Here is a 19,664-nt window from a genome sequence, read left to right as displayed (position 1 = left end):
GTAGTGAATAAGAAATTGGTTTCTCTCGCGATCGGTAGCATTTTTGCGTCCCCTGTTTTTGCCGATACATTATCGAACCCACAGATTGGTGTTGTTGTTGATGGCTACTACCAAGATGGTCAACGTCATAATTCCGATCGCGAAGAAGGTTTTGGTCTAGGCCATACGGAATTGAACTTATCATCAAATATTGACGACAAGTTTCACGGTGCGTTGACCGCTGTTCTTGAAAGTCATGGCGATGAGACAGAATTAGAGCTTGAAGAAGCATTCATCGAAACTTTGGCATTGCCATACGGTGTAAACGTGCGCGCGGGCCGATTCCTATCTGACTTCGGTTACCTCAACAATCAACACATGCACACTGACAGTTTCGTTGAACGCCCAATTGCTTACCGTACTTTCCTTGGTTCGCATTACTATGATGACGGTGTACGCGCAAACATCGTTCTGCCAACCGATCTTTACGTGAAGTTTGGTGTAGAAGCATTAAGCGGCAACAAGATGTCTTCTGTTGAAGATGGCTCTAAAGTTGGTGTTTACACGACAACGATGAAGCTTGGTAATGATTTCTCTGAATCTTCAAGTTGGCAGTTTGGTTTAAGTTACCTGCGTAACGAAAATGGCAAAGTTAAAGAATTCGAAGATCACGACCATGGTCACGAAGAAGAACATGACCACAGCCACGCTGCGGCTGTAACGGGTGCGAACCTATACGGCGCAGATTTTGTGTGGAAGTGGGCACCAGATGGTAACTACAAGTACAGCAACTTCACGCTATCTGCGGAATACATGTTGTTAGACGGTGTAGTAGACAGCAAATACAAGAACGATGCAGAGTCACCAGACAACTTAAGCGCATACTATGTTTCGGGCGTTTACCGCTTCAACCCAAGTTGGTCTGCGGGCCTACGTTACGGCGAAGCAGAAAGTTATGATGGCCACGCACACGGCGATCACATGCATTTCACAGCACTGAATGATAAAGAGATGGATGCGATGATCGCATGGGATTCTTCTCATTTCGGTACGATCCGTGCGCAATTCACTCGCATTGATAACCAAGACAGTGAAACAGACAACGTGTTTACTCTGCAATACGTAATGACATTTGGAGCGCACGGTGCACATGCGTTCTAAACTTGCGATAAGTAAATGCAGTTTAGTGATGATGGCGGCGGGATCTGCCATCATCTCTTCGCCTGCTTTAGCTCTCAACATTTTCGTTTGTGAGCCTGAATGGAAAGCTTTTCTTGAAAGTCATGCCCCAAACGCCACCATTTACTCAGCAACCACGGCTAAGCAAGATCCGCATTATGTTCAAGCTCGTCCGTCTTTAATTGCCAAGATGCGCCAAGCTGACATGGCGATGTGCTCTGGCGCTGAGTTGGAGGTAGGTTGGTTGCCGATGCTTCAAAATCGAAGTGGCAATAGTGCCGTTCAAAATGGTGCTCAAAGCATGATTTATGCGACCGATTTCGTGCGTATGTTGGACTCTCATGATCATGTTGACCGCAGCATGGGGGACATTCATGCGCACGGAAACCCACATGTTCAATTTGCGGCAAATGACATGATTCCGTTGTCTCGCAAAGTAACGGAGCGCTTAAAAGCGATTGATCCCGACAACGCACAAAGTTACCAAGTGAATGGTATGAAGTTTCGCGCGAAGTGGCAAAACAAGCTCAATGAATGGGAACAAAAAGCTCAACCATTACAGGGGAAACGGGTCGTTGGATATCACTCCACTTACCGATACCTATTTGATTGGCTAGGTATGGTTCAAGTCGCGGATCTTGAACCGAAACCGGGGATATCGCCAACGACCTCACATCTGCAATCTTTAACTCAATTGGATGCCAAACAGTTTGACGCTATTGTGTTTTCATCTCATCAAGATCAACGTCCGGCGATGTGGTTACAGCAACAAACGGATAAGCCTGTAGCGCAGTTACCTTTGACGGTCTCAAAACAGCAAAGTTTAGATGATCTCTATGATGAGGTGATCACTGATCTGCTCGCCACGTTGGTATCACCCAGTTCAGTGAAATTTTAATTATGGGTGAATACCTTTGGTTAGCGCCAGCGGTTTTGTGTGGCTTAATTGCGTTAGTTGGCAACATCGTTCTGGGGCAACAAGTCTTACAGCGGCAGATCATTTTTATCGATCTGGCGGTTGCTCAGGTCGCAGCATTGGGAGCAGCGCTAAGTCACTATTGGCTGAACTCTTCTTCTTGGTATGCTGGTTCTCCTTGGCTATCCGAATCATGGCTTGGCAGCATGCTTGGTCCTTGGATGATGTCTTTGGTGCTTTGTGGTGTTATTGCTGCGCTTGAAAAGCGTAACCATCCTCACCTAGAACCGATGATCGGCAGCTTGTTTGTTGTGTCTGCTTCATTGGCAGTATTACTGGTTAGCAAAGACCCACACGGTGCAGATTTTATTCAAGGGATCTTGAATGGTCAGCTACTGTGGTCAACATGGCAGGATGTTTGGCCTTTGGCTGCAATTACGGGGGCAATGTTGTTGCTGCTAACGCTGAAACCGGAGTTTATGCATGGTAGCGGTTTTTACCTCATCTTCGCTATTTTGATGCCTATCACCGTCAAACTGACAGGAATTTACTTGGAGTTTGCCTTGCTTGTGATTCCAGCTTTGTGCGCCGCAAGTCTTAAAGGTAGACGTTTTTTAATCGCCAGTTTAGGTATCGGAACAATTGGTATTCTGCTGGGGATAGCAGCTTCTGCAAAGTATGATTTACCGAGCGGTGCGACGATTGTTATTACGTTGTTTATCACCGGAGTGATATTTAACCTGCTCCCACCGTTCAAAAGGCTCGTCTTGTTAGAGGCAAAGCATTAACACGGCATTTACTCAAAAGCACCACTGGCATTGTTGGTGCTTTTTTCTTCAAAGGCTTAGGGCTCTCCGTCGTATTTCTATCTTGATTCTAGGAATAATACGGGCTGAAACATCATCAAGTTGTCTTGATTCATTCACACCCTACTTCCAGAATATTCCTATAGTTTCATTATCTAAATAAACCCCTTTGCGTATGAGAAGCACAAAGCCACATAACGATAAGCGCTTAGGAGCAAGCAAGATTTGTACTCTCAACATTTAAGGAAGACCAAGATGAAAGACGAAAAAGTCGCCGTCGTTACAGGGGCTGCTCGCGGTATAGGGCAGGCCATTTGCGAACAATTACTCGAAGATGGATTCCACGTCGTGGGGCTAGATATCTCGCCTGTGGAGTGGAGTCAGTCGCCAAACCTTTCAAGTTATCAAGTGAATCTCTGTGAGGCCGCAGCGGTAAGTGAAGTGGTCGACAGCATCGTCGCGAAACATCAACGCATTGATGTTCTGGTCAACAACGCCGGGATAACGAGAGATGCACTGCTGCCAGACATGTTAGAGCAAGACTGGGACAGCGTTATCGACGTGAACCTAAAGGCGGTGTTTTTACTCACCCAGCGCGTTGCACCTGTCATGCTAGAGCAAGGCGCAGGCAGTATTGTCAGTATTTCGTCTATCGTGGGAACGGATGGCAATATTGGTCAAAGTAATTATGGCGCGAGTAAAGGTGGCGTGATAGCGATGAGCAAAGGCTGGGCGAAAGAGTTCGCAAGAAAAGGCGCTCAAATCCGAGTCAACTGTGTTGCTCCAGGTTTTATCGCTACCGACATGACAAAGAGCTTGCCTGAAAAAGTCATTCAAATGATGGAAAGTAAAACGCCTCTGGGACGCATGGGCTCGGCGCAAGACATTGCCAATGGCGTTGCGTTTCTAGCGTCTGATAAAAGTGCGTTTATAACCGGACAAGTGCTCAAGATTGATGGTGGGTTGGTGTTATAGCTCGCTAATCAAAATCTCAAATAACAAACGCCCTTTACTTATGTGAAGGGCGTTTTTGTTTGGGGAACGTTAATTGAGCTGCTGGTATTTTTTGCTCCTAAATGATTCAGTGGAACCAGTCAATAGTACGTAATGAAAGGTATAATTGCTTACTTTTATTAGCGAAGAAACTGATTGTATTGAGTGTTTTGTAGCCACTTGTTTTCTGGTAGCTTACAGCTCTTATTAAAGCTGTTGTGTCAGTCACACCTAATTAACCAAACATACAAGGAAGGAATTGTGAAGTATACGCCAAAGCCAAGGCCTATTCGACCTAGCAACCCATCTGCATTAGAGTTGGCTATTTATCGCTACGAATGTCAGGCCGCTGAATATCACGACAAAAAGAATAGTGTTGCGCCTAACAATGAATCTAAAGAAGCTTGCAAGCAGCGTATTGATGCTTTGGAAAAGGATTGGGCACACCTTCAGCATGAGCGAAAAAAGATCACTGCTCAGGTGATGCTACAGCAGGATCTTGAAACATACCGTGCTGAAAACAAGTTGAAAGATGAAGATGAGTTGTTCGAGGAGGCTCATCATCCGACTCGTGTGCTGGCTCGTAATCTCACTGCAGTTGGTGAACCTAAGCCGAGTAGCATCCATGACCCACATCATATCATTCCGGGTAAAGGGCGGTTTCAGCAGGTTAGACTTGTTGTGACACGATTAGCTCTTCATGCTCACGGTATTGGAATCAATGACCCGTTGAATGGCGCTTGGCTACCTCGCTATAAAAAGCACAAAGGGCACTGGGCAGGCAGTGAAGCACCTGCTCATCGAGAGATACATCGGTATAACTATGAATCATGGATTGTGAATACGTTTAGTTCTCCAATGCTGCCTGAGCAGGCAATGATTAGTCGCTTACAAAGAGTAAAGCACAAACTTCTGCATGGTGGATATCCGCAGAAAATTATTGAAAAGAAAGACACTAGCTGGAGCGGTCAATCATGAAAATCTACCAGTTAAAGCAACGCCCTGAGGAGTTTAAAACTCTAACTCTGGATATTATGAATCTTGCTAATCAGCTTGGTAATAAAAAGCTAGTAAGGCAACTCCGGCTACAGCCCTCTACTAATGAGCCTTTACTACCAATTTGGAAAGATGGTGTGGTTGGCGATTTTGAGGATGTTTTAGGAAAAAACTCTACGATGCCGGACATATCAACATGGTATAGCACATATCTAGCGCTAACTGCGGGTGCATGCGATAAGCTAGGATCGGTACTAGCGTCTGAGGGAGAGTTCTTGCCCATAAACGTTGGTGACGAAACCATATATGCTTTTAATTGCCTTAGTTTTGGCGCTGAAGATGAGTCTATGTGCCTTAAGAAGTATACCGATGGTTTTGAAGATGGTCTGGAAACCATTGAGTTTGATGAAGAGGATATCGAACCACGCTATGTATTCAAATCTCGCTTACAAGGCTGTACAGTGCTCTATGCTACAGAATCTTTCAAGCTTTTGTGCGAAGAGCATGGACTAGAAGGACTTAAGTTTGATGAAGATTTGCTGGATCCGTTTTAGTAGTTGACCAATGGGGTGAATGAATTCAGCCACTACTATTAGAGATTTGCAATACTTAAGCTAATGTTAGTGAGTTAATCGGCTCGTGGTTTTTCACAGTAGAGCCACATTAGAAGTTGCATTCCTTGCTAGTTCTATCTTTTCTTTAGTAACAGTAGAATATGAAATCATGCAATCGAGGCGTCAGGATTGCAAAGCAGTCTTTATCTCTAGTATCAAAGAGGACGGGGCTCCGCTTTTCACAGGCGACTATATCGAATACACTAATTAGCGCGGTTTTAATAAGCGTAATGAAAATGAGAAGCTGAGAAAGCCCGAGAGGAACTGTTAAGTCGAGATTCATTTCTAAGATGTAGTGGGTGGGTTGATTTGGCCAACCAACAAAAGAATTTATAACATCTATGATTATCCATTAAATGCTAATTTAGCAAAATATGCAACTCAATTGTTCCCAAAAAGTGTTTCGTTTGTTTGAATTAGAATAACAAAGCGCTCTTCACAGAAAGTGAAGGGCGTTTATCTCGTCTTAACTGCCTTTTATGTTGTTTGAACCAAGGTATCGAGATCCGCTTCGCTCTTAGTCACTTTCAAGCTTAGCCGCTGATCTTCTAGAGGTGCGTCGTCACCAAGTAGATTGGGGAAGTGAGTGATTATCATTCCCTCAAGCGAACATCAAATTCCCATTCACAACCTGATATCTTCAAACTAATTCCGCTAGAACGAATAATTTAACTGTGCGCTGGTTAATGATTTTTATGTAAGTAACACAATTGAACGTGATAGAAGTAACAAATTCGCTTCCTTGCGGTAACGTTCCCGAAAATTTTATATATTATCGCCCCATTGACAAAAGTGGTAGAGACGCTCTGTATCTGAGCGCTCTGAAATTCAGGCTTTAGATGGGTATTTAAAGTCACCATAAGTTTGCAATTTTACTTGGGAACGTTTGCAAGTAACCTAAGTATAAATTTACGTGAGACTATGGAAATGAAACTACACACTTTGACGATGGCAGTAGCGCTTGGGCTGGTTACTGCACCTGCATTCGCAACAACAGATGTTGACGCTCTTGAAAAGCGAATTAATGAATTAGAACAGAGACTTGAACAGACAGAAAAAGTATCCACAGAAGCAAATGAAAAAGCCTCAAGCTTTGAGTTTCATGGCTACGCTCGTTCCGGGCTGCTCATTAATGATGATCTGAATGGTGCAGTGGGTACTGGTCCTTACATGACGGCAGCTGGTGCTATTGGAGCGCCAATTGGACGACTAGGGGTTGAGGATGATCATTATGTGGAAGCAAACCTTATTCACAAACGCTTTGCAGATGATGGTTCCAGCGCTTTGTTCCGAATCATGCTGGCAGATAGTACGGAAACCAATAACGAATGGACAGCGAGTGAGAGTCAATTAAACGTTCGTCAGGTATATGCTGAGCTAAACAAGTTGAGCATGTTCTCTGAATCAAGTGCGTTTGCTGACGCAACGTTTTGGGCAGGTAAACGATTTGACCGTGATAACTTTGACATTCACTTCTTTGACTCGGATATCGTTTTCCTATCTGGTACTGGTGCAGGTGTGTATGACATCCAAATGAACGATTCATGGAAAGCAAACTTCTCGATCTATGGTCGTGATTTTGGTGAGATTGATAGCTCGTCAACGGATGTTGAAAACTATATCGCGACAATGAACAACCGCTTTGGTAATTGGCAATTGATGCTGAGCGGCATGACGTCTGCTGATAACAATGATCGCGTAGAAGGCTCAGCGGACAAAGGTTTACATGCGATGTTTGCCTACCATGGCGATACCTTCTTTGGCATGAGTGAAGGCTTCTCTAAAACTGGTATTTTGATGGGTGATGGACTGGGTGCGGAACTTAAAGGCATTGGTTCAAACGGTGATTTGCTAGAAGACGCAAAAGCCGTACGTTTGTTCAGTTATGGTGTAACACGCATCGGCGACAACTGGCGTGTAGCACCTGCGTTGCTAGCAGAACACAGCCAAGATCGCTTTGCTAAAAATGATGAATTCACGTGGGCATCGTTCAACATCCGCTTAGCGCAAGAGTTTACGCAAAACTTTGAGATGGTTTATGAAGGCTCATACCAATACATGGACCTAGACAATGCGATTGATAAAGCAAGTGGCAGTTTTTACAAAGCGACAATTGCACCAACGCTTAAGATGTCTACCGCAGCAGGTTTCTTTGACCGTCCGGAGCTACGTTTTGCAGTTAGCTACGTTGATTGGAGCGAAGACTTGAATGGCTACTCGATTAGCCAGGATGCGGGCGCTGCAACGATGGGTGATGGTGGTGAAGTTCTGTTTGCACTGCAAATGGAAACTTGGTTCTAAAGGGATCTAACCGACAAAGAGTAATAAGAAAAGCGCTAACTGATTTCAGTTGGCGCTTTTTCATTAACAGGACTGACGCTCAATTGTTTTGAAGGTTAGCACCATCTTACTCATTTCAAAACTTCTGTTGGCAATTCTATCTAGCAACAGTTTCGCACCATTTTCACCTGCTTTATCAAATGCATAGTTAAATGTTGATAAGGTTGGGGTGCACACTGATGCGAGCTCATCATCACCAACTCCTAGCACTAAAACGTCTTTACCCGGTGTTAATCCGAGCTCTTGAATCGCTCTCATCGCACCGATAGCAATACGGTCTGTCGCACAGAACAAGCCATCTAGCTTAGGGTTCTTTGTTAAGTGTTGTTTTGCCAATGAATAGCCAGAGTCGATGGTAAAGTCACCACGAGCATGAAAGGCGAGCTCAAAACCATGGTGTTGCAGGGCTTGAACAAATCCTTCAGAGCGTTGTTTATCTACCGCGATATCGTCACCTTGCACGCCAATAAACCCCATAGTTTGGCAACCTTTTGCAATTAGTCTATTTCCCGCTTCAAACCCCACTCGTGCGTCATCATGAATGATGCTTGGAATATTAAACATGGAACCATCTTGACCGACGAGCACAACTGGGACCGCTGAGTTTTGAATTGCTTTTACCAGCTTGGAATCGAGGTGGGTGGCGTAAAGAATGATCCCTTCAACCCGTTTTTGGTTAAAGATCTGAATGTATTCCAGTTCTTTTTCGTGGGCTTGGTGAGTGCTAGCAAGTAAGACATGTTTCCCGGCTTTTTCAAGGACATCGGTTAATCCATCGACACCTTGGGATGTGGCATGAGAGGAAACCCGAGGAACAATGACACCAACCAGATTGGTCTTTTGAGATTTTAGATCTTTAGCGACTTGGTTCGGCACATAGCCACACTCCGCTACTGCTTGGCGGACCTTCTGTTTTGTCGCTTCTTTTACGCCATACTCATTGTTTATAACCCGTGACACTGTTGATTTTGATACGCCAGCCAGACGGGCGACATCATGCAGACTCGCCATTGTTCCTATCCATTCTGTTTTTCGTTTTTGGGATTGTTTGCAAAGAGAAGATGAAAAGCTCTTTGATAAGTAGCGATTCTAACCTCCTATACTGCTCTTAGGGAGAGAATTTGACGATCATTCTCACATTCTCTCTGCTTTATCTTTGATCATTTGGTTTTATTGAGCAAAAATCCGTTTTGCAAACGTTCCCGAAAATTTCGCAAGCTCAGATAATAATCCAATGGGGTATGAAATGAATTATCCGGCAGTAGCAAAAGAGTTGTTAACTCTATTAGGTGGTAAAAGCAACATCACCGCACTTGCACATTGTGCGACACGCTTACGCCTTGCCGTTGCAGATGAGCAAAAAATAGATGAACAAGCGATTGATAACCTTGAAGGGGTAAAAGGGCAGTTCAAAGTTGCGGGTCAGTACCAAATCATTTTTGGATCAGGCATCGTAAACCAAGTTTATGCAGAAATGGCGAAGTTGACGGGTATGAGTGAAATGTCCACCAACGACGTTGCGTCTGCTGGTGTAGAGAAACAAAACATCGTTCAGCGCGCAGTGAAGGGGCTGTCTGATATTTTCGTCCCAATCATTCCAGCAATCGTCGCTGGCGGTTTGTTGATGGGTATTTACAACCTACTGACTGCCCAAGGCTTGTTTATTGATGGTAAATCCTTGATTGAGGCCAACCCAGGACTGACAGACTTGGCGAACATGGTCAACACGTTTGCGAACGCTCCGTTTGTTTACCTGCCTATTCTGCTGGCATTTTCAGCCAGTAAGAAGTTTGGCGGTAACCCATATTTAGGGGCAGCGCTAGGTATGTTGATGGTTCACCCTGACTTGCTGAATGGTTGGGGATTCGGCGGCGCATCTGTGTCTGGCAACATTCCGGTTTGGAATATTCTTGGTTTTGAAATCCAAAAAGTGGGTTACCAAGGTTCAGTGTTACCGGTTTTGGTATCGGCATTCATTCTTGCGAAGGTTGAGCTAGGCTTACGTAAAGTCATACCTTCTGTTTTAGACAACCTTTTAACGCCATTACTGGCGATTTTCATAGCGGGTTTGCTGACGTTTACTGTCGTCGGTCCGTTCACGCGTGATATCGGTTTCCTATTGGGTGATGGTCTGAACTGGCTATACAACACAGCTGGCTTTGTTGGTGGTGCGGTATTTGGTCTTATTTATGCTCCGTTTGTTATTACTGGTATGCATCACAGCTTCATTGCGATTGAAACGCAACTTCTTGCGGATATTGCAACGACGGGCGGCACCTTTATCTTTCCTATTGCGGCGATGTCTAACGTTTCTCAAGGAGCGGCAGCGTTGGCGGTGGGCATAATGAGTAAAGATAAGAAGATGAAAGGTATTGCGATTCCATCTGGTGTTACGGGTTTGCTGGGTATTACAGAACCAGCCATGTTTGGTGTTAACTTAAAACTACGTTACCCATTTATTGCGGCAGTTTGCGCTGCGGCGTTATCAAGTGCGTTCATCACAATGTTTAATGTGAAAGCTCAGGCATTGGGTGCAGCTGGTCTTCCAGGCATCATTTCCATCACGCCAGATAAGATTGGGTACTACATCGCGGGTATGGTGATCGCGTTCTTGACCGCATTTGTTCTCACCATTGTTCTAGGTATGCGTGACCGCGCTAAAGTCGGTAAAAAAGCAGCGGCTTAATCTGAACTCCTTAAGGGTGGAGTCCCCCAAAGTCCACTTCTTTTCCTAAATGTTTGGGGTGCTAGCCAAGCACTCATGGTTTGGCTAGCCTTTTTCAATTTTTACTTGGTAGTGAATGTGTTCAACACGTTGGACTATCAGGGCTTTAATTTTAAGGTAAGCAAGATGAATCAAGTGTGGGTAACTGGTGATGCTGTTGTCGATCTAATACCGGAATCTGAGACTTCTTTACTCAAATGTCCCGGAGGTGCACCAGCGAATGTCGCCGTAGCAATTGCTCGTCTATCTGGTAAGAGTGCGTTTTTTGGACGTGTGGGTGATGACCCATTTGGTCGCTTCATGCAATCAATACTCGATCAAGAGGGCGTGTGCACGGAGTTTCTCGTTAAAGATCCTGAGCAAAGAACATCAACAGTGGTGGTGGATTTAGACGATCAAGGTGAGCGCAGCTTTACGTTTATGGTAAAACCGAGCGCTGATCAGTTTATGTCTGTTGAAGATATCCCAAACTTTAAGCAAGGTGACTGGCTGCATGTTTGCTCTATTTCACTGGCAAATGAGCCAAGTAGAAGCAGCACATTTGAGGCGATCAAAAGAGCAAAAGCCGCTGGTGGTTTCATTAGCTTTGACCCTAACTTGCGTGATGAAGTGTGGCAAGATCAATCAGAAATCCAAGCTGTCGTAATGAAAGCTGTAGCGATGGCTGATGTGGTTAAGTTCTCTGAAGAGGAGCTTTTGTTCTTAACTGACTCAACATCGATGGCACAGGGTTTACAACAAATAGCCGCTTTGAATATTGCGTTGGTCTTGGTGACACAAGGTGCGAAAGGCGTTTGGCGCGTCTTTGAAAGTCAGAGTGAGCTGATCACTGGTCAAGTCGTTAGTCCGATTGATACCACAGGTGCGGGTGATGCTTTTGTCGGAGGGCTACTGGCATGTCTGTCTCAGCATGACGATTGGAAAAATCATCCTGTTGTTAGCTCTGCGATTCAATGGGCAAATGGCTGTGGTGCATTAGCGACGACGCAAAAAGGCGCAATGACTGCGCTTCCGACCCAGACAGAATTGCTGCAATTTATTGGGCAATGATCTCCAGATCCAATTTCAGTTGAGAAAAATTATGAGCTTAAACAACCGTTGGACTGTAGAGCAAAGATATCGCCGACTTGAGCAAATCCCTCAGTGTGATATCGAAGAAATGACACTTTTACGTCAGCAAGATAAAGGCTTTCCTAGTTTTCACATCGCCCCTAGATTTGGGCTGTTAAATGACCCAAATGGGTTGTGCTATTTCAATGGTGAGCACCACATCTTTTACCAGTGGACGCCTGTGGGACCAGTCCATGGAATGAAGTATTGGTATCACCTTTCTACTAAAGACTTCATCTATTTTACTGATCATGGCGTGGGTCTTCATCCTGACCAAGACTACGATTCACATGGTGTCTATTCGGGCGGCGCTTTGGTGGAAAACAACAAGGCTTTGCTGTTTTTTACTGGCAACAAGCGTGACCAAAATTGGAATCGAATCCCAACACAGTGTTTTGCCACCATGGATTCAGACGGCAACATTGAAAAGCACGGTGTGGTCATTGAGAACGAACATTACACGGAGCACTTTCGTGATCCAAAAGTTTGGAAGAAAGGCGACGACTATTTGATGGTGGTGGGTGCTCAAACCAAAACTGAGCATGGCTCAATGGCGCTTTATCAAAGCAAAGATTTGAAAACGTGGCAGCATAAAGGTCCTATCAAGACCAAGTTTTCTGACCTTGGGTACATGTGGGAGTGTCCTGATTTCTTTGAGATTAATGGTCAATCGGTGATGCTGTTTTCTCCACAGGGTGTGAGCAGTAGTAATCCTTATGATTTCAAAAACATCTATTCTGTCGCGTATATCGTGGGTGATCAGTTGAACCTAGAGTCGATGACTTTAGAAAACCACCAAGATATTTTACAGCCAGATTATGGGTTTGATTTCTACGCCCCCCAAACCTATTTAGATGAGAGTGGGCGTCGCATTCTTATTGCATGGATAGGGTTGCCAGAAATCGACACACCATCGGTCACACACCAGTGGGCAGGAATGTTGTCTCTTCCTAGAGAACTAACGTTGAAAGATGGTTTTCTTGTTCAAACTCCACTCCCTGAACTGAAGAGTTTAAGAAAAGAAGAGGTGGTCTTTGCACAATCCCATACACTGGAAAGCACCAGTTGTTTGATCCAGTTAGACCTTGTGGGCGATGGCTTTGAACTTGAGCTGAGTAACCTCAAAGGTGACAACATCGTCTTTAGTGCGACAGAGCACGAGTTTATGCTGGACCGTCGTTACATGTCTCATTTGTACGCAGAAGAATTTGGTGGCATTCGAAAAGCACCAAGATTGGACGCTAAGCAGACGATTGATATATATATCGACAACTCTGTCATCGAGATTTTTATTAATGGTGGCAAACACACGATGACCAGTCGTTTCTTTATTGATGACCTCAATAAGGTAACGTTGAAAGGGTTGGAGCAAGCAAGGCTTTTCCCTTTGAAAGGCATCACTGGTTTGTTTGAATCAGCTAAGTAACGGTTTCGATTACAAAGATATTAAAACGCCCTTCATTGACTCAGTGAAGGGCGTTTTTCTTTTTAACTATCTAACCTAACTACCTTTCACGTACGTAAGTCTTCTGAACCAAAGTATCTAACACTACTTCGCTCTTAGTGACTGTAAAGTTAAGCGGTTGTTCTAAATCACCAAACAGAGATGCGCCGCCGAGTTGGGCTTACTCATTATTGTTAGCATCTCGAATCTAATTCACATTAACACAACGTTTTTCCTTATAGCGTGAAAGAAAATCCCATAACCAAAGGTTCTAATTAAGTGAAAGGTCAGGACTTTTATTTGAAGATTCCGGCCTAATATCTTGGGTATGCCCATTTATCGAATGCGGTGGGTTACTTCATCATGCTTGCTGGCGCACTGAGTTTGCCAGTTTGATAATGCATTCAAACACAATAAGGGATAACAATGGCTAACGAATACATTCCACCAAAAGTTTGGACAAACGATAACGAAAACGGTGGCCAGTGGGCGAGCATTAACCGCCCGGACTCAGGCGCTCGTCATGAGCAAGAATTGCCTGTTGGGGAACACCCATTCCAACTTTATTCCATGGGGACTCCAAACGGCCAGAAAGTAACGATCATGTTTGAAGAGCTTCTGGCGACAGGCGTAAAAGAAGCAGAATATGATGCATACCTAATCAAGATTGGTGACGGCGAACAGTTTGGTTCTGGTTTTGTTGCTGTGAACCCGAACTCGAAAATTCCGGCACTGGTTGACCGTTCGGGCTCTGAGCCAGTGAACGTGTTTGAATCAGGTAACATCCTGTTCTACCTAGCAGAGAAGTTTGGTCACTTTCTACCAAAAGAAGGCGCTAAGCGTGCTGAGGTAATGAACTGGTTATTCTGGCTGCAAGGTTCTGCGCCATACCTAGGCGGTGGTTTTGGTCACTTCTACGCGTACGCACCAGAGAAGTTCGAGTACCCAATCAACCGTTTTACAATGGAAGCAAAACGTCAGTTAGATGTATTAGACAAGCGCCTCGCAAACAATGAATTCCTAGGTGGCGATGAGTACAGTATCGCTGATATCGCAACATGGCCATGGTACGGCAATCTTGTACTGGGTCGCGCGTATGATGCTGCGGAGTTCTTAGATGCGGAGAGTTACAAGAACGTTGTGCGTTGGGCGAAAGCGATTGATGAGCGAGAAGCTGTCCAGCGTGGTCGTATTGTGAATCGCTCATGGGGAGAAGAGTGGGAGCAGTTACCTGAACGTCACAGCGCAGAAGATATTGATAAGGTATTGAAGCTTAAACCATAAGCAACCTTGGCTCAGTCACTTCAAGTAAGTTTGTTTTCATCCGAACTCATACTCCAAAACTGATCAAATCCATAGCGCATCTTACTAGATGCGCTACTTTTATTTGAATTGTAACCCCGTTGAAGATTATTCAATCTATAGATAGTTCTTTGCTTCTATTTGTCGTTTTCATATTCAACAAGCCCTCTGCATTTCTATTAACTATTAGCTGATGACATTCTAAAAATTTATACTTTAGATAACCTTAAATTTATAACTTAATTTTATATCTAATATAAATAAACTTAATGATAATTAATCTTTGACATAACCTTTTATTTTGTGTGGAATATGCAGGTTAATCTATTTAAATTAAAATTTAGAGATAAAATTTAAATAATTTACTGAATTCTACATCTAGCTTTGAGTAATGTTTAATTACAACTGCTTATACCATGAAAGAGGATATGTATAATGTCGTCGTTTGAGTCGTACTGGGTTGGGGTACGTGAAAGAATTGCTATACAAACTGAAGGTAACCGAAATTTAAAGTCTTTAGTGATAAAAAAGCAGAGAGTGAACTTAAATAACAGTGGCTTATCTTTTCGCGCTAAAGCCGGATGTCTTATCCCTCATTGTTACACTCAGTTTACTGATGACGATACAAACTCAAAGGCATCGAAAAAAGCCTCCCTTAGTTTTAAGAAAGGGAAATTATACTTTTCTCCTGTCTAGTAATAGATAATATTTAGGTTATATATAAATTAAATTTTTATTTTTATCTGAAATTCTGACAATAAATTATTATGTTGTTATGACCGAGATGAAGCATTGGTTAGTAAATTATTAGTTCGGATTATTAATTGAATTGTAGATTTTCTTAGTTGCCCCTAGTTAGATAGTGATAAAATTTTTAGCTATCTTTTCCCGTACAAGCTTAGTTTTAGATCTGGCTTGTACGGTTTTTTCTCTGAACACTAATTACATAGCATAACGGCATGATTTCTCGCCTCTTGTCTCATCTTTCTAGACGAAAGCTCTACCTACCTCTCATTATTCTCGACAAACATTGAGTAAAAGTAACTAATCGTAACAAGGTGGCTGTAACTGAGCGCCGTTTCAATATACTCGCTCTTTACCTAGGTAACCCTGCGCTTTGAATTCATTCGGGTACCGTTTGTAAGCCTTAAATGCTACTAAGATAAGATGTCATGATGAGAAAAAGTACTATATTAAACACAGTGTTAATTACAGGGTTCGCTGCTGTATCTTCGTTGGCTTATGCAGCACCAACGGTTGTGCCAAATGCACCGGAACTCAGTTCTCGTGGCTATGTTTTGATGGACTTTCACACTGGGAAAGTGCTGGTTGAACGTGATGCACATAAACGGCTAAATCCTGCGAGCTTAACGAAGTTAATGACGGCTTATGTGGCTGGTCAAGAAATTAACGCAGGTAATATTACTTTGGATGATGAGGTCGTCATTAGCCGAAATGCTTGGGCAAAAAACTTCCCAGATTCCTCAAAGATGTTTATTGAAGTCAATACTTCCGTTTCTTTATCTGACTTATACCGTGGCCTGGTTGTTCAATCAGGTAATGATGCTAGTGTGGCCATTGCTGAACATGTCGCAGGTAGTGAGTCAGGGTTTGTAAGCTTGATGAATAGTTGGGCTGCTAAGCTTGAATTAAATAACACGGCTTTCACCAACCCTCATGGTCTAGACAGTGACGGTTTATATTCAACACCTTATGACATTGCCAAGTTGGGTCAAGCTATTATTCGTGACTTACCTGATATCTACCCACTGTATAGCGAAACCTCGTTTACCTACAACGGCATTACGCAATATAACCGCAATGGCTTGCTTCGTGATCGCAGTATGAATGTCGATGGTATGAAAACTGGTTATACAAGCGGTGCTGGTTACAGTCTAGCGACTTCAGCGACTCAAGGTGACATGCGTTTAATTGCTGTTGTGATGGGAGCAAAAAGTGAGAATATCCGTGAATCCGAAAGCAAACAACTGCTAAGTTATGGCTTCCGCTTTTACGATACGGTAATGCCAACCGAGGCAGGAACGGAAGTTGCGAACGCTCGAGTTTGGATGGGCGAACAAGATGAGCTTAAAGTAGGCGTGGCCAATGACGTTTATCTCACTTTACCAAAAGGGGATGTGAAAAAGCTACAAGCTGAAGTTGAATATAATGGCGATTTGGTAGCGCCAATTTCTCAACAACAAGTGGTTGGTAAAGTGCTTTACAAAGTCGAAGGTAAAGTTGTGAATGAAGCCGAACTTGTTGCGTTGGAATCGGTGGAAGAAGGCAGCTTATTCAAGCGAATTTTAGACTGGTTTAAGCAATTGGTCGCGAGTTGGCTCTAAAAAACAGCTAACTTCTGCCATTATCACTCTATCTTGTTATTGTTCTATTAAATCAATTTACTAAGGCGGCCAACGTGGTCGCCTTACTTTTTTGGAATACTCGTTGCGCTAAAACATCGAACCTTCTCGTATGGGTCTATTTTCGCCTAATTAGAAGCGTTTTTGTGTTTTTGAGTGCGAGAGAAAAGAAACTAGAACAAAAATGGAGTGACACGTGCACAAGATTTTATCTTTGACATTGATTTTATCGCTCATGGGCTGCGCTATGCCTTACCAGCAGCAGGTCGATAGTGGCCAATGTGTTGGAGTAATGACCTCTCAGGATGCGTATGGTTATTTAAACCCAAACCATTACACGATGCAGGTACTCGCGCTAAAGCAAGAAAAAGATGTGAAAGATTACATTCGTTATATCGATCCTAAGCATCCGGTTTGGGTTAACTGGAAAAACAGCCGAGGCACGCGTTGGTATACGGTAACTGTTGGTGATTTTAAAACGAAACAGGATGCCTACAATGCGCTTTCTTCACTGCCGAGCCGCGTAAAGCAGTCATCCCCATTTGTGCTGACTTTTGCGGAAATGCAGCGTAAGCAACAAACGAGTGTTGTGAGAATGCGTTAGCCAACAAAAAACGGAAGCGATGGCTTCCGTTTTTTGTATCTAAGGGTAAGCTTAAAGCGCCGCTAAAATCGTTTCTGCTTTGCTTGCTTCAAACTCTTTTGGTTCTTCAACGTTAAGTTTGGTCACAATGCCGTTTTCAATGATCATGGCGTAGCGTTGTGAGCGAATACCACCAAAGCCGCCGGTATCCATTTCAAGACCTAATGCTTTAGTAAAGCTTGCGTCGCCATCACCCAACATCAGGATTTCTGAAGCGTTTTGAGCTTCGCCCCAAGCTTGCATCACAAATGCATCGTTTACAGAAACACACGCAATTAAATCAACACCTTTTGCCTTCAACTCGTCGGCTAATACCACATAGCCTGGTAGGTGAGCTTCCGAGCACGTTGGGGTGAATGCGCCAGGTACAGCGAAGAGTACGACTTTCTTGTTTGCAAACAGCTCAGTAACGTCGTGGTTAACCATACCATCGGCAGTCAATTCGCTTAGAGTCGCAACTGGTAGAGCTTGGCCTTGTTGAATCATGATTTTATTCCTTTTTGTGTGCTAGTTTAGCTTTCTCAGTCTAGCGCTTATAAATGCGGTTAACCACAGAGCTTTTGTAAGGTTTTAGCACCTAAGTGTTTGACCCAAGATGTAGCACTGATGGATTTATTACAACGCTTCATGCTGACTTACGTATTGACTAACGAGATGGCGATACTTCGCTTTCAACTCATTATCGATGAAGCTAGCATCAATCGCATTCATTGTGAATTGAGCTAGTTCATTCTTACTCATTGGGTGTGCGTTGTTGACGGCTAAAAAGTTATCTGTCATGTAACCACCAAAGTATACCGGATCGTCCGAATTAATCGTCACAGCGACACCTTTGCGCAGTAGCTCGACAATATTGTGATCTTTCATATCGTCAAATACACACAATTTAAGGTTCGATAATGGACATACCGTCAGTGGCATTTTGCTTTCAATTAACGACTCGACTAATGCTTCATCGTCAACACAGCGAACACCATGATCCACGCGGCTGACGTGAAGCATTTCAATTGCATCGGTAATGTTTTGTGCGGGGCCTTCTTCACCTGCGTGAGCAACAGTCAGTAAGCCTGCTTCTACCGCTTGTTTAAATACTCGTTTGAACTTAGCTGGTGGATGGCCTTGTTCTGAAGAATCTAGACCGACACCGATGATCTTATCACGGTGTTTCAGAACGGCTTGCAGAGTCTCCATAGCGCTTTCTTCTGAAAGGTGACGGAGGAAACACGCAATGATTTGTGAAGTAATGCCGAGCTTCTCGTGCCCATCTTGTAGTGCGCGGGCGATCCCGTGGATAACGGTGTCAAAGTCAATACCGCGCTCTGTATGCGTTTGTGGGTCAAAAAAGATTTCGGTATGAATAACGTTATCCGCTTTACAGTGCAGTAAGTATTCCCAAGTGAGATCGTAAAAGTCTTGCTCTGTACGCAAAACATCCGCCCCTTGGTAATAAAGGTCAAGGAATGACTGTAAGTCTTCGAACTGATACGCGCTGCGTAGTTCACTCGGAGAAGAGTAAGGAATGTCGATGCCGTTTCGTTGTGCTAACTTGAAGAGAAGTTCTGGCTCAAGTGAACCTTCGATATGTAAGTGCAGCTCTACTTTTGGAAGACCTTGAATAAATGCGTTCATATTCCACCTTATGTGTATTGTGGATGCAGTTACTCTAAGAATAGGTATAGATAGGAATAAATCGAACGCTATCACAAAGAGTAAGACCCACGATGATCTCAACTCTTCGTAATCAGCACTTTGCGGGAACTGGTAGAGACCCCCAAACCATATCATTGGGGTTATACGAAGCAAACGAGGCGATTATACGCAAAATTCTCAATTTGGCTATACGCAAATAACCTAGTTGTCAGTAGTCGAAGGATTTTTCTAAGAAAAGTAACTGGCAACCGTATAAGTCACTTGGGTATAGAGGAGCAAATTGGTTTTTGAGCGTGAACGAGGCTTATCGTGTTGTTATAAGCGAGGAAAAGAGTGAGGCTTCGTTTGAGCAAAGGTAGGTGGCGGTACCTTGCACAACGATGGAGCAGAGAGAGAATTGAAAGAGTCAAGGATAGCTTATAGATCAAATAACTTGTCAAATTCTCTTTGTTCCATAATGTCTTCTATACGGCGTCGCGTTTTTTGTTTTACCGCCGCCGCGTTTTGCTCAGACTCTTTTTTGTCTTTTTCTGCTTGCTTCTTACTTTTTCTAGTCATTGGATACCTTCCAAATTAGTTGCATCATTCATTAATGCATGAAAAC

The 19,664-nt window shown here is 43.6% G+C and carries 17 protein-coding genes, 1 pseudogene and 1 riboswitch; of the genes and pseudogenes, 13 read left to right on the top strand and 5 right to left on the bottom strand.

The genetic code is table 11. The features are described from left to right. The first annotated feature begins 3 nt into the window (after nucleotides 1-3). The 7 genes from F7Y48_RS11445 to F7Y48_RS11415 all read left to right on the top strand — a co-directional run bounded on the left by F7Y48_RS11445 (nucleotide 4) and on the right by F7Y48_RS11415 (nucleotide 7,784). Nucleotides 4-1,140 (top strand): hypothetical protein, encoded by a 1,137-nt coding sequence (locus F7Y48_RS11445; protein ID WP_193447399.1) that lies wholly within the window; start codon nucleotides 4-6, stop codon nucleotides 1,138-1,140. Beyond that, nucleotides 1,130-2,056 carry a metal ABC transporter solute-binding protein, Zn/Mn family gene (locus F7Y48_RS11440; RefSeq protein WP_258508605.1) on the top strand — a complete coding sequence of 309 codons (927 nt, stop codon included), beginning with the start codon at nucleotides 1,130-1,132 and terminating at the stop codon, nucleotides 2,054-2,056. The genes F7Y48_RS11445 and F7Y48_RS11440 overlap by 11 nt, the downstream gene beginning before the upstream one ends. A 2-nt stretch (nucleotides 2,057-2,058) precedes the next feature. After that, nucleotides 2,059-2,862: a metal ABC transporter permease gene (locus F7Y48_RS11435; RefSeq protein ID WP_258508604.1), complete on the top strand. Its 804-nt coding sequence runs from the start codon at nucleotides 2,059-2,061 to the stop codon at nucleotides 2,860-2,862. Between the two features lie 273 nt (nucleotides 2,863-3,135). Further along, on the top strand, nucleotides 3,136-3,855 hold the full coding sequence (locus tag F7Y48_RS11430; protein WP_104973466.1) for a beta-ketoacyl-ACP reductase: 720 nt from the start codon (nucleotides 3,136-3,138) through the stop codon (nucleotides 3,853-3,855). 279 nt (nucleotides 3,856-4,134) lie between these two features. Continuing rightward, nucleotides 4,135-4,851, top strand: coding sequence for an AHH domain-containing protein (locus tag F7Y48_RS11425; RefSeq protein WP_052708194.1), 717 nt, complete (start codon nucleotides 4,135-4,137; stop codon nucleotides 4,849-4,851). Further along, complete coding sequence (locus F7Y48_RS11420; RefSeq protein WP_046875841.1) at nucleotides 4,848-5,423, top strand: hypothetical protein; 576 nt, start codon at nucleotides 4,848-4,850, stop codon at nucleotides 5,421-5,423. The genes F7Y48_RS11425 and F7Y48_RS11420 overlap by 4 nt, the downstream gene beginning before the upstream one ends. A gap of 987 nt (nucleotides 5,424-6,410) precedes the next feature. After that, entirely contained in the window at nucleotides 6,411-7,784 is a 1,374-nt protein-coding gene (locus F7Y48_RS11415) for a carbohydrate porin (protein ID WP_316684308.1), read from the top strand. Nucleotides 7,785-7,847: 63 nt separating this feature from the next. Here F7Y48_RS11415 and F7Y48_RS11410 read toward each other — a convergent pair whose 3' ends face one another. Continuing rightward, nucleotides 7,848-8,834 carry a LacI family DNA-binding transcriptional regulator gene (locus F7Y48_RS11410; protein WP_104972332.1) on the bottom strand — a complete coding sequence of 329 codons (987 nt, stop codon included), beginning with the start codon at nucleotides 8,832-8,834 and terminating at the stop codon, nucleotides 7,848-7,850. 235 nt (nucleotides 8,835-9,069) lie between these two features. Here F7Y48_RS11410 and F7Y48_RS11405 point away from each other — a divergent pair, with 235 nt between their 5' ends. The 3 genes from F7Y48_RS11405 (at nucleotide 9,070) to F7Y48_RS11395 (ending at nucleotide 13,084) form a co-directional block, all read left to right on the top strand. Further along, nucleotides 9,070-10,509, top strand: a complete 1,440-nt coding sequence (locus F7Y48_RS11405; RefSeq protein WP_316684207.1) for a sucrose-specific PTS transporter subunit IIBC — start codon at nucleotides 9,070-9,072, stop codon at nucleotides 10,507-10,509. 165 nt (nucleotides 10,510-10,674) lie between these two features. After that, nucleotides 10,675-11,598, top strand: a complete 924-nt coding sequence (locus F7Y48_RS11400; RefSeq protein ID WP_316684205.1) for an aminoimidazole riboside kinase — start codon at nucleotides 10,675-10,677, stop codon at nucleotides 11,596-11,598. Nucleotides 11,599-11,629: 31 nt separating this feature from the next. Then, complete coding sequence (locus F7Y48_RS11395; RefSeq protein WP_316684203.1) at nucleotides 11,630-13,084, top strand: sucrose-6-phosphate hydrolase; 1,455 nt, start codon at nucleotides 11,630-11,632, stop codon at nucleotides 13,082-13,084. 79 nt (nucleotides 13,085-13,163) lie between these two features. On the opposite strand, the pseudogene F7Y48_RS11390 reads toward F7Y48_RS11395, so the two are convergent. Next, nucleotides 13,164-13,274, bottom strand: a pseudogene (locus tag F7Y48_RS11390) (dihydrofolate reductase); the annotation flags it as partial. Between the two features lie 254 nt (nucleotides 13,275-13,528). On the opposite strand from F7Y48_RS11390, the gene yghU reads away from it, so the two are divergent. The 3 genes from yghU (at nucleotide 13,529) to F7Y48_RS11375 (ending at nucleotide 17,371) form a co-directional block, all read left to right on the top strand. Further along, a complete protein-coding gene (yghU, locus tag F7Y48_RS11385; protein ID WP_316684200.1) occupies nucleotides 13,529-14,386 on the top strand; it encodes a glutathione-dependent disulfide-bond oxidoreductase in 858 nt (285 codons plus the stop codon). Nucleotides 14,387-15,579: 1,193 nt separating this feature from the next. Continuing rightward, nucleotides 15,580-16,749 (top strand): D-alanyl-D-alanine carboxypeptidase family protein, encoded by a 1,170-nt coding sequence (locus F7Y48_RS11380; RefSeq protein ID WP_012842370.1) that lies wholly within the window; start codon nucleotides 15,580-15,582, stop codon nucleotides 16,747-16,749. A gap of 214 nt (nucleotides 16,750-16,963) precedes the next feature. After that, nucleotides 16,964-17,371, top strand: a complete 408-nt coding sequence (locus F7Y48_RS11375) for an SPOR domain-containing protein (protein WP_006741205.1) — start codon at nucleotides 16,964-16,966, stop codon at nucleotides 17,369-17,371. A 51-nt stretch (nucleotides 17,372-17,422) separates the two neighbouring features. Here the strand turns inward: F7Y48_RS11375 and F7Y48_RS11370 are convergent, their stop codons facing one another. The 3 genes from F7Y48_RS11370 to F7Y48_RS11360 form a co-directional block, all read right to left on the bottom strand. Continuing rightward, nucleotides 17,423-17,896, bottom strand: a complete 474-nt coding sequence (locus F7Y48_RS11370) for a peroxiredoxin (RefSeq protein WP_005396331.1) — start codon at nucleotides 17,894-17,896, stop codon at nucleotides 17,423-17,425. A gap of 129 nt (nucleotides 17,897-18,025) precedes the next feature. Next, on the bottom strand, nucleotides 18,026-19,039 hold the full coding sequence (locus tag F7Y48_RS11365; protein WP_046875847.1) for an adenosine deaminase: 1,014 nt from the start codon (nucleotides 19,037-19,039) through the stop codon (nucleotides 18,026-18,028). An 89-nt stretch (nucleotides 19,040-19,128) separates the two neighbouring features. After that, a riboswitch (purine riboswitch) is annotated at nucleotides 19,129-19,228 on the bottom strand. Between the two features lie 249 nt (nucleotides 19,229-19,477). Then, nucleotides 19,478-19,618, bottom strand: coding sequence for a PA3496 family putative envelope integrity protein (locus F7Y48_RS11360; RefSeq protein ID WP_176319174.1), 141 nt, complete (start codon nucleotides 19,616-19,618; stop codon nucleotides 19,478-19,480). Nucleotides 19,619-19,664: the final 46 nt, after the last annotated feature.

This window comes from Vibrio sp. 2-1-2a, assembly GCF_032648565.1.
In the GTDB taxonomy this organism is placed as follows: Bacteria; Pseudomonadota; Gammaproteobacteria; order Enterobacterales; family Vibrionaceae; genus Vibrio; species Vibrio diabolicus.
Note: the sequence above shows the minus strand (reverse complement) of the source record. Positions and strands in the feature narration are given on the sequence as shown.

Bases quoted from the DNA above. Each gene is read 5' to 3' on its own strand.
- F7Y48_RS11440 (WP_258508605.1), top strand. From the start codon at position 1,130: ATGCGTTCTAAACTTGCGATAAGTAAATGCAGTTTAGTGATGATGGCG.
- F7Y48_RS11435 (WP_258508604.1), top strand. From the start codon at position 2,059: ATGGGTGAATACCTTTGGTTAGCGCCAGCGGTTTTGTGTGGCTTAATT.
- F7Y48_RS11430 (WP_104973466.1), top strand. From the start codon at position 3,136: ATGAAAGACGAAAAAGTCGCCGTCGTTACAGGGGCTGCTCGCGGTATA.
- F7Y48_RS11420 (WP_046875841.1), top strand. From the start codon at position 4,848: ATGAAAATCTACCAGTTAAAGCAACGCCCTGAGGAGTTTAAAACTCTA.
- F7Y48_RS11415 (WP_316684308.1), top strand. From the start codon at position 6,411: ATGAAACTACACACTTTGACGATGGCAGTAGCGCTTGGGCTGGTTACT.
- F7Y48_RS11410 (WP_104972332.1), bottom strand. From the start codon at position 8,834: ATGGCGAGTCTGCATGATGTCGCCCGTCTGGCTGGCGTATCAAAATCA.
- F7Y48_RS11405 (WP_316684207.1), top strand. From the start codon at position 9,070: ATGAATTATCCGGCAGTAGCAAAAGAGTTGTTAACTCTATTAGGTGGT.
- F7Y48_RS11400 (WP_316684205.1), top strand. From the start codon at position 10,675: ATGAATCAAGTGTGGGTAACTGGTGATGCTGTTGTCGATCTAATACCG.
- F7Y48_RS11395 (WP_316684203.1), top strand. From the start codon at position 11,630: ATGAGCTTAAACAACCGTTGGACTGTAGAGCAAAGATATCGCCGACTT.
- yghU (WP_316684200.1), top strand. From the start codon at position 13,529: ATGGCTAACGAATACATTCCACCAAAAGTTTGGACAAACGATAACGAA.
- F7Y48_RS11380 (WP_012842370.1), top strand. From the start codon at position 15,580: ATGAGAAAAAGTACTATATTAAACACAGTGTTAATTACAGGGTTCGCT.
- F7Y48_RS11370 (WP_005396331.1), bottom strand. From the start codon at position 17,896: ATGATTCAACAAGGCCAAGCTCTACCAGTTGCGACTCTAAGCGAATTG.
- F7Y48_RS11365 (WP_046875847.1), bottom strand. From the start codon at position 19,039: ATGAACGCATTTATTCAAGGTCTTCCAAAAGTAGAGCTGCACTTACAT.
- F7Y48_RS11360 (WP_176319174.1), bottom strand. From the start codon at position 19,618: ATGACTAGAAAAAGTAAGAAGCAAGCAGAAAAAGACAAAAAAGAGTCT.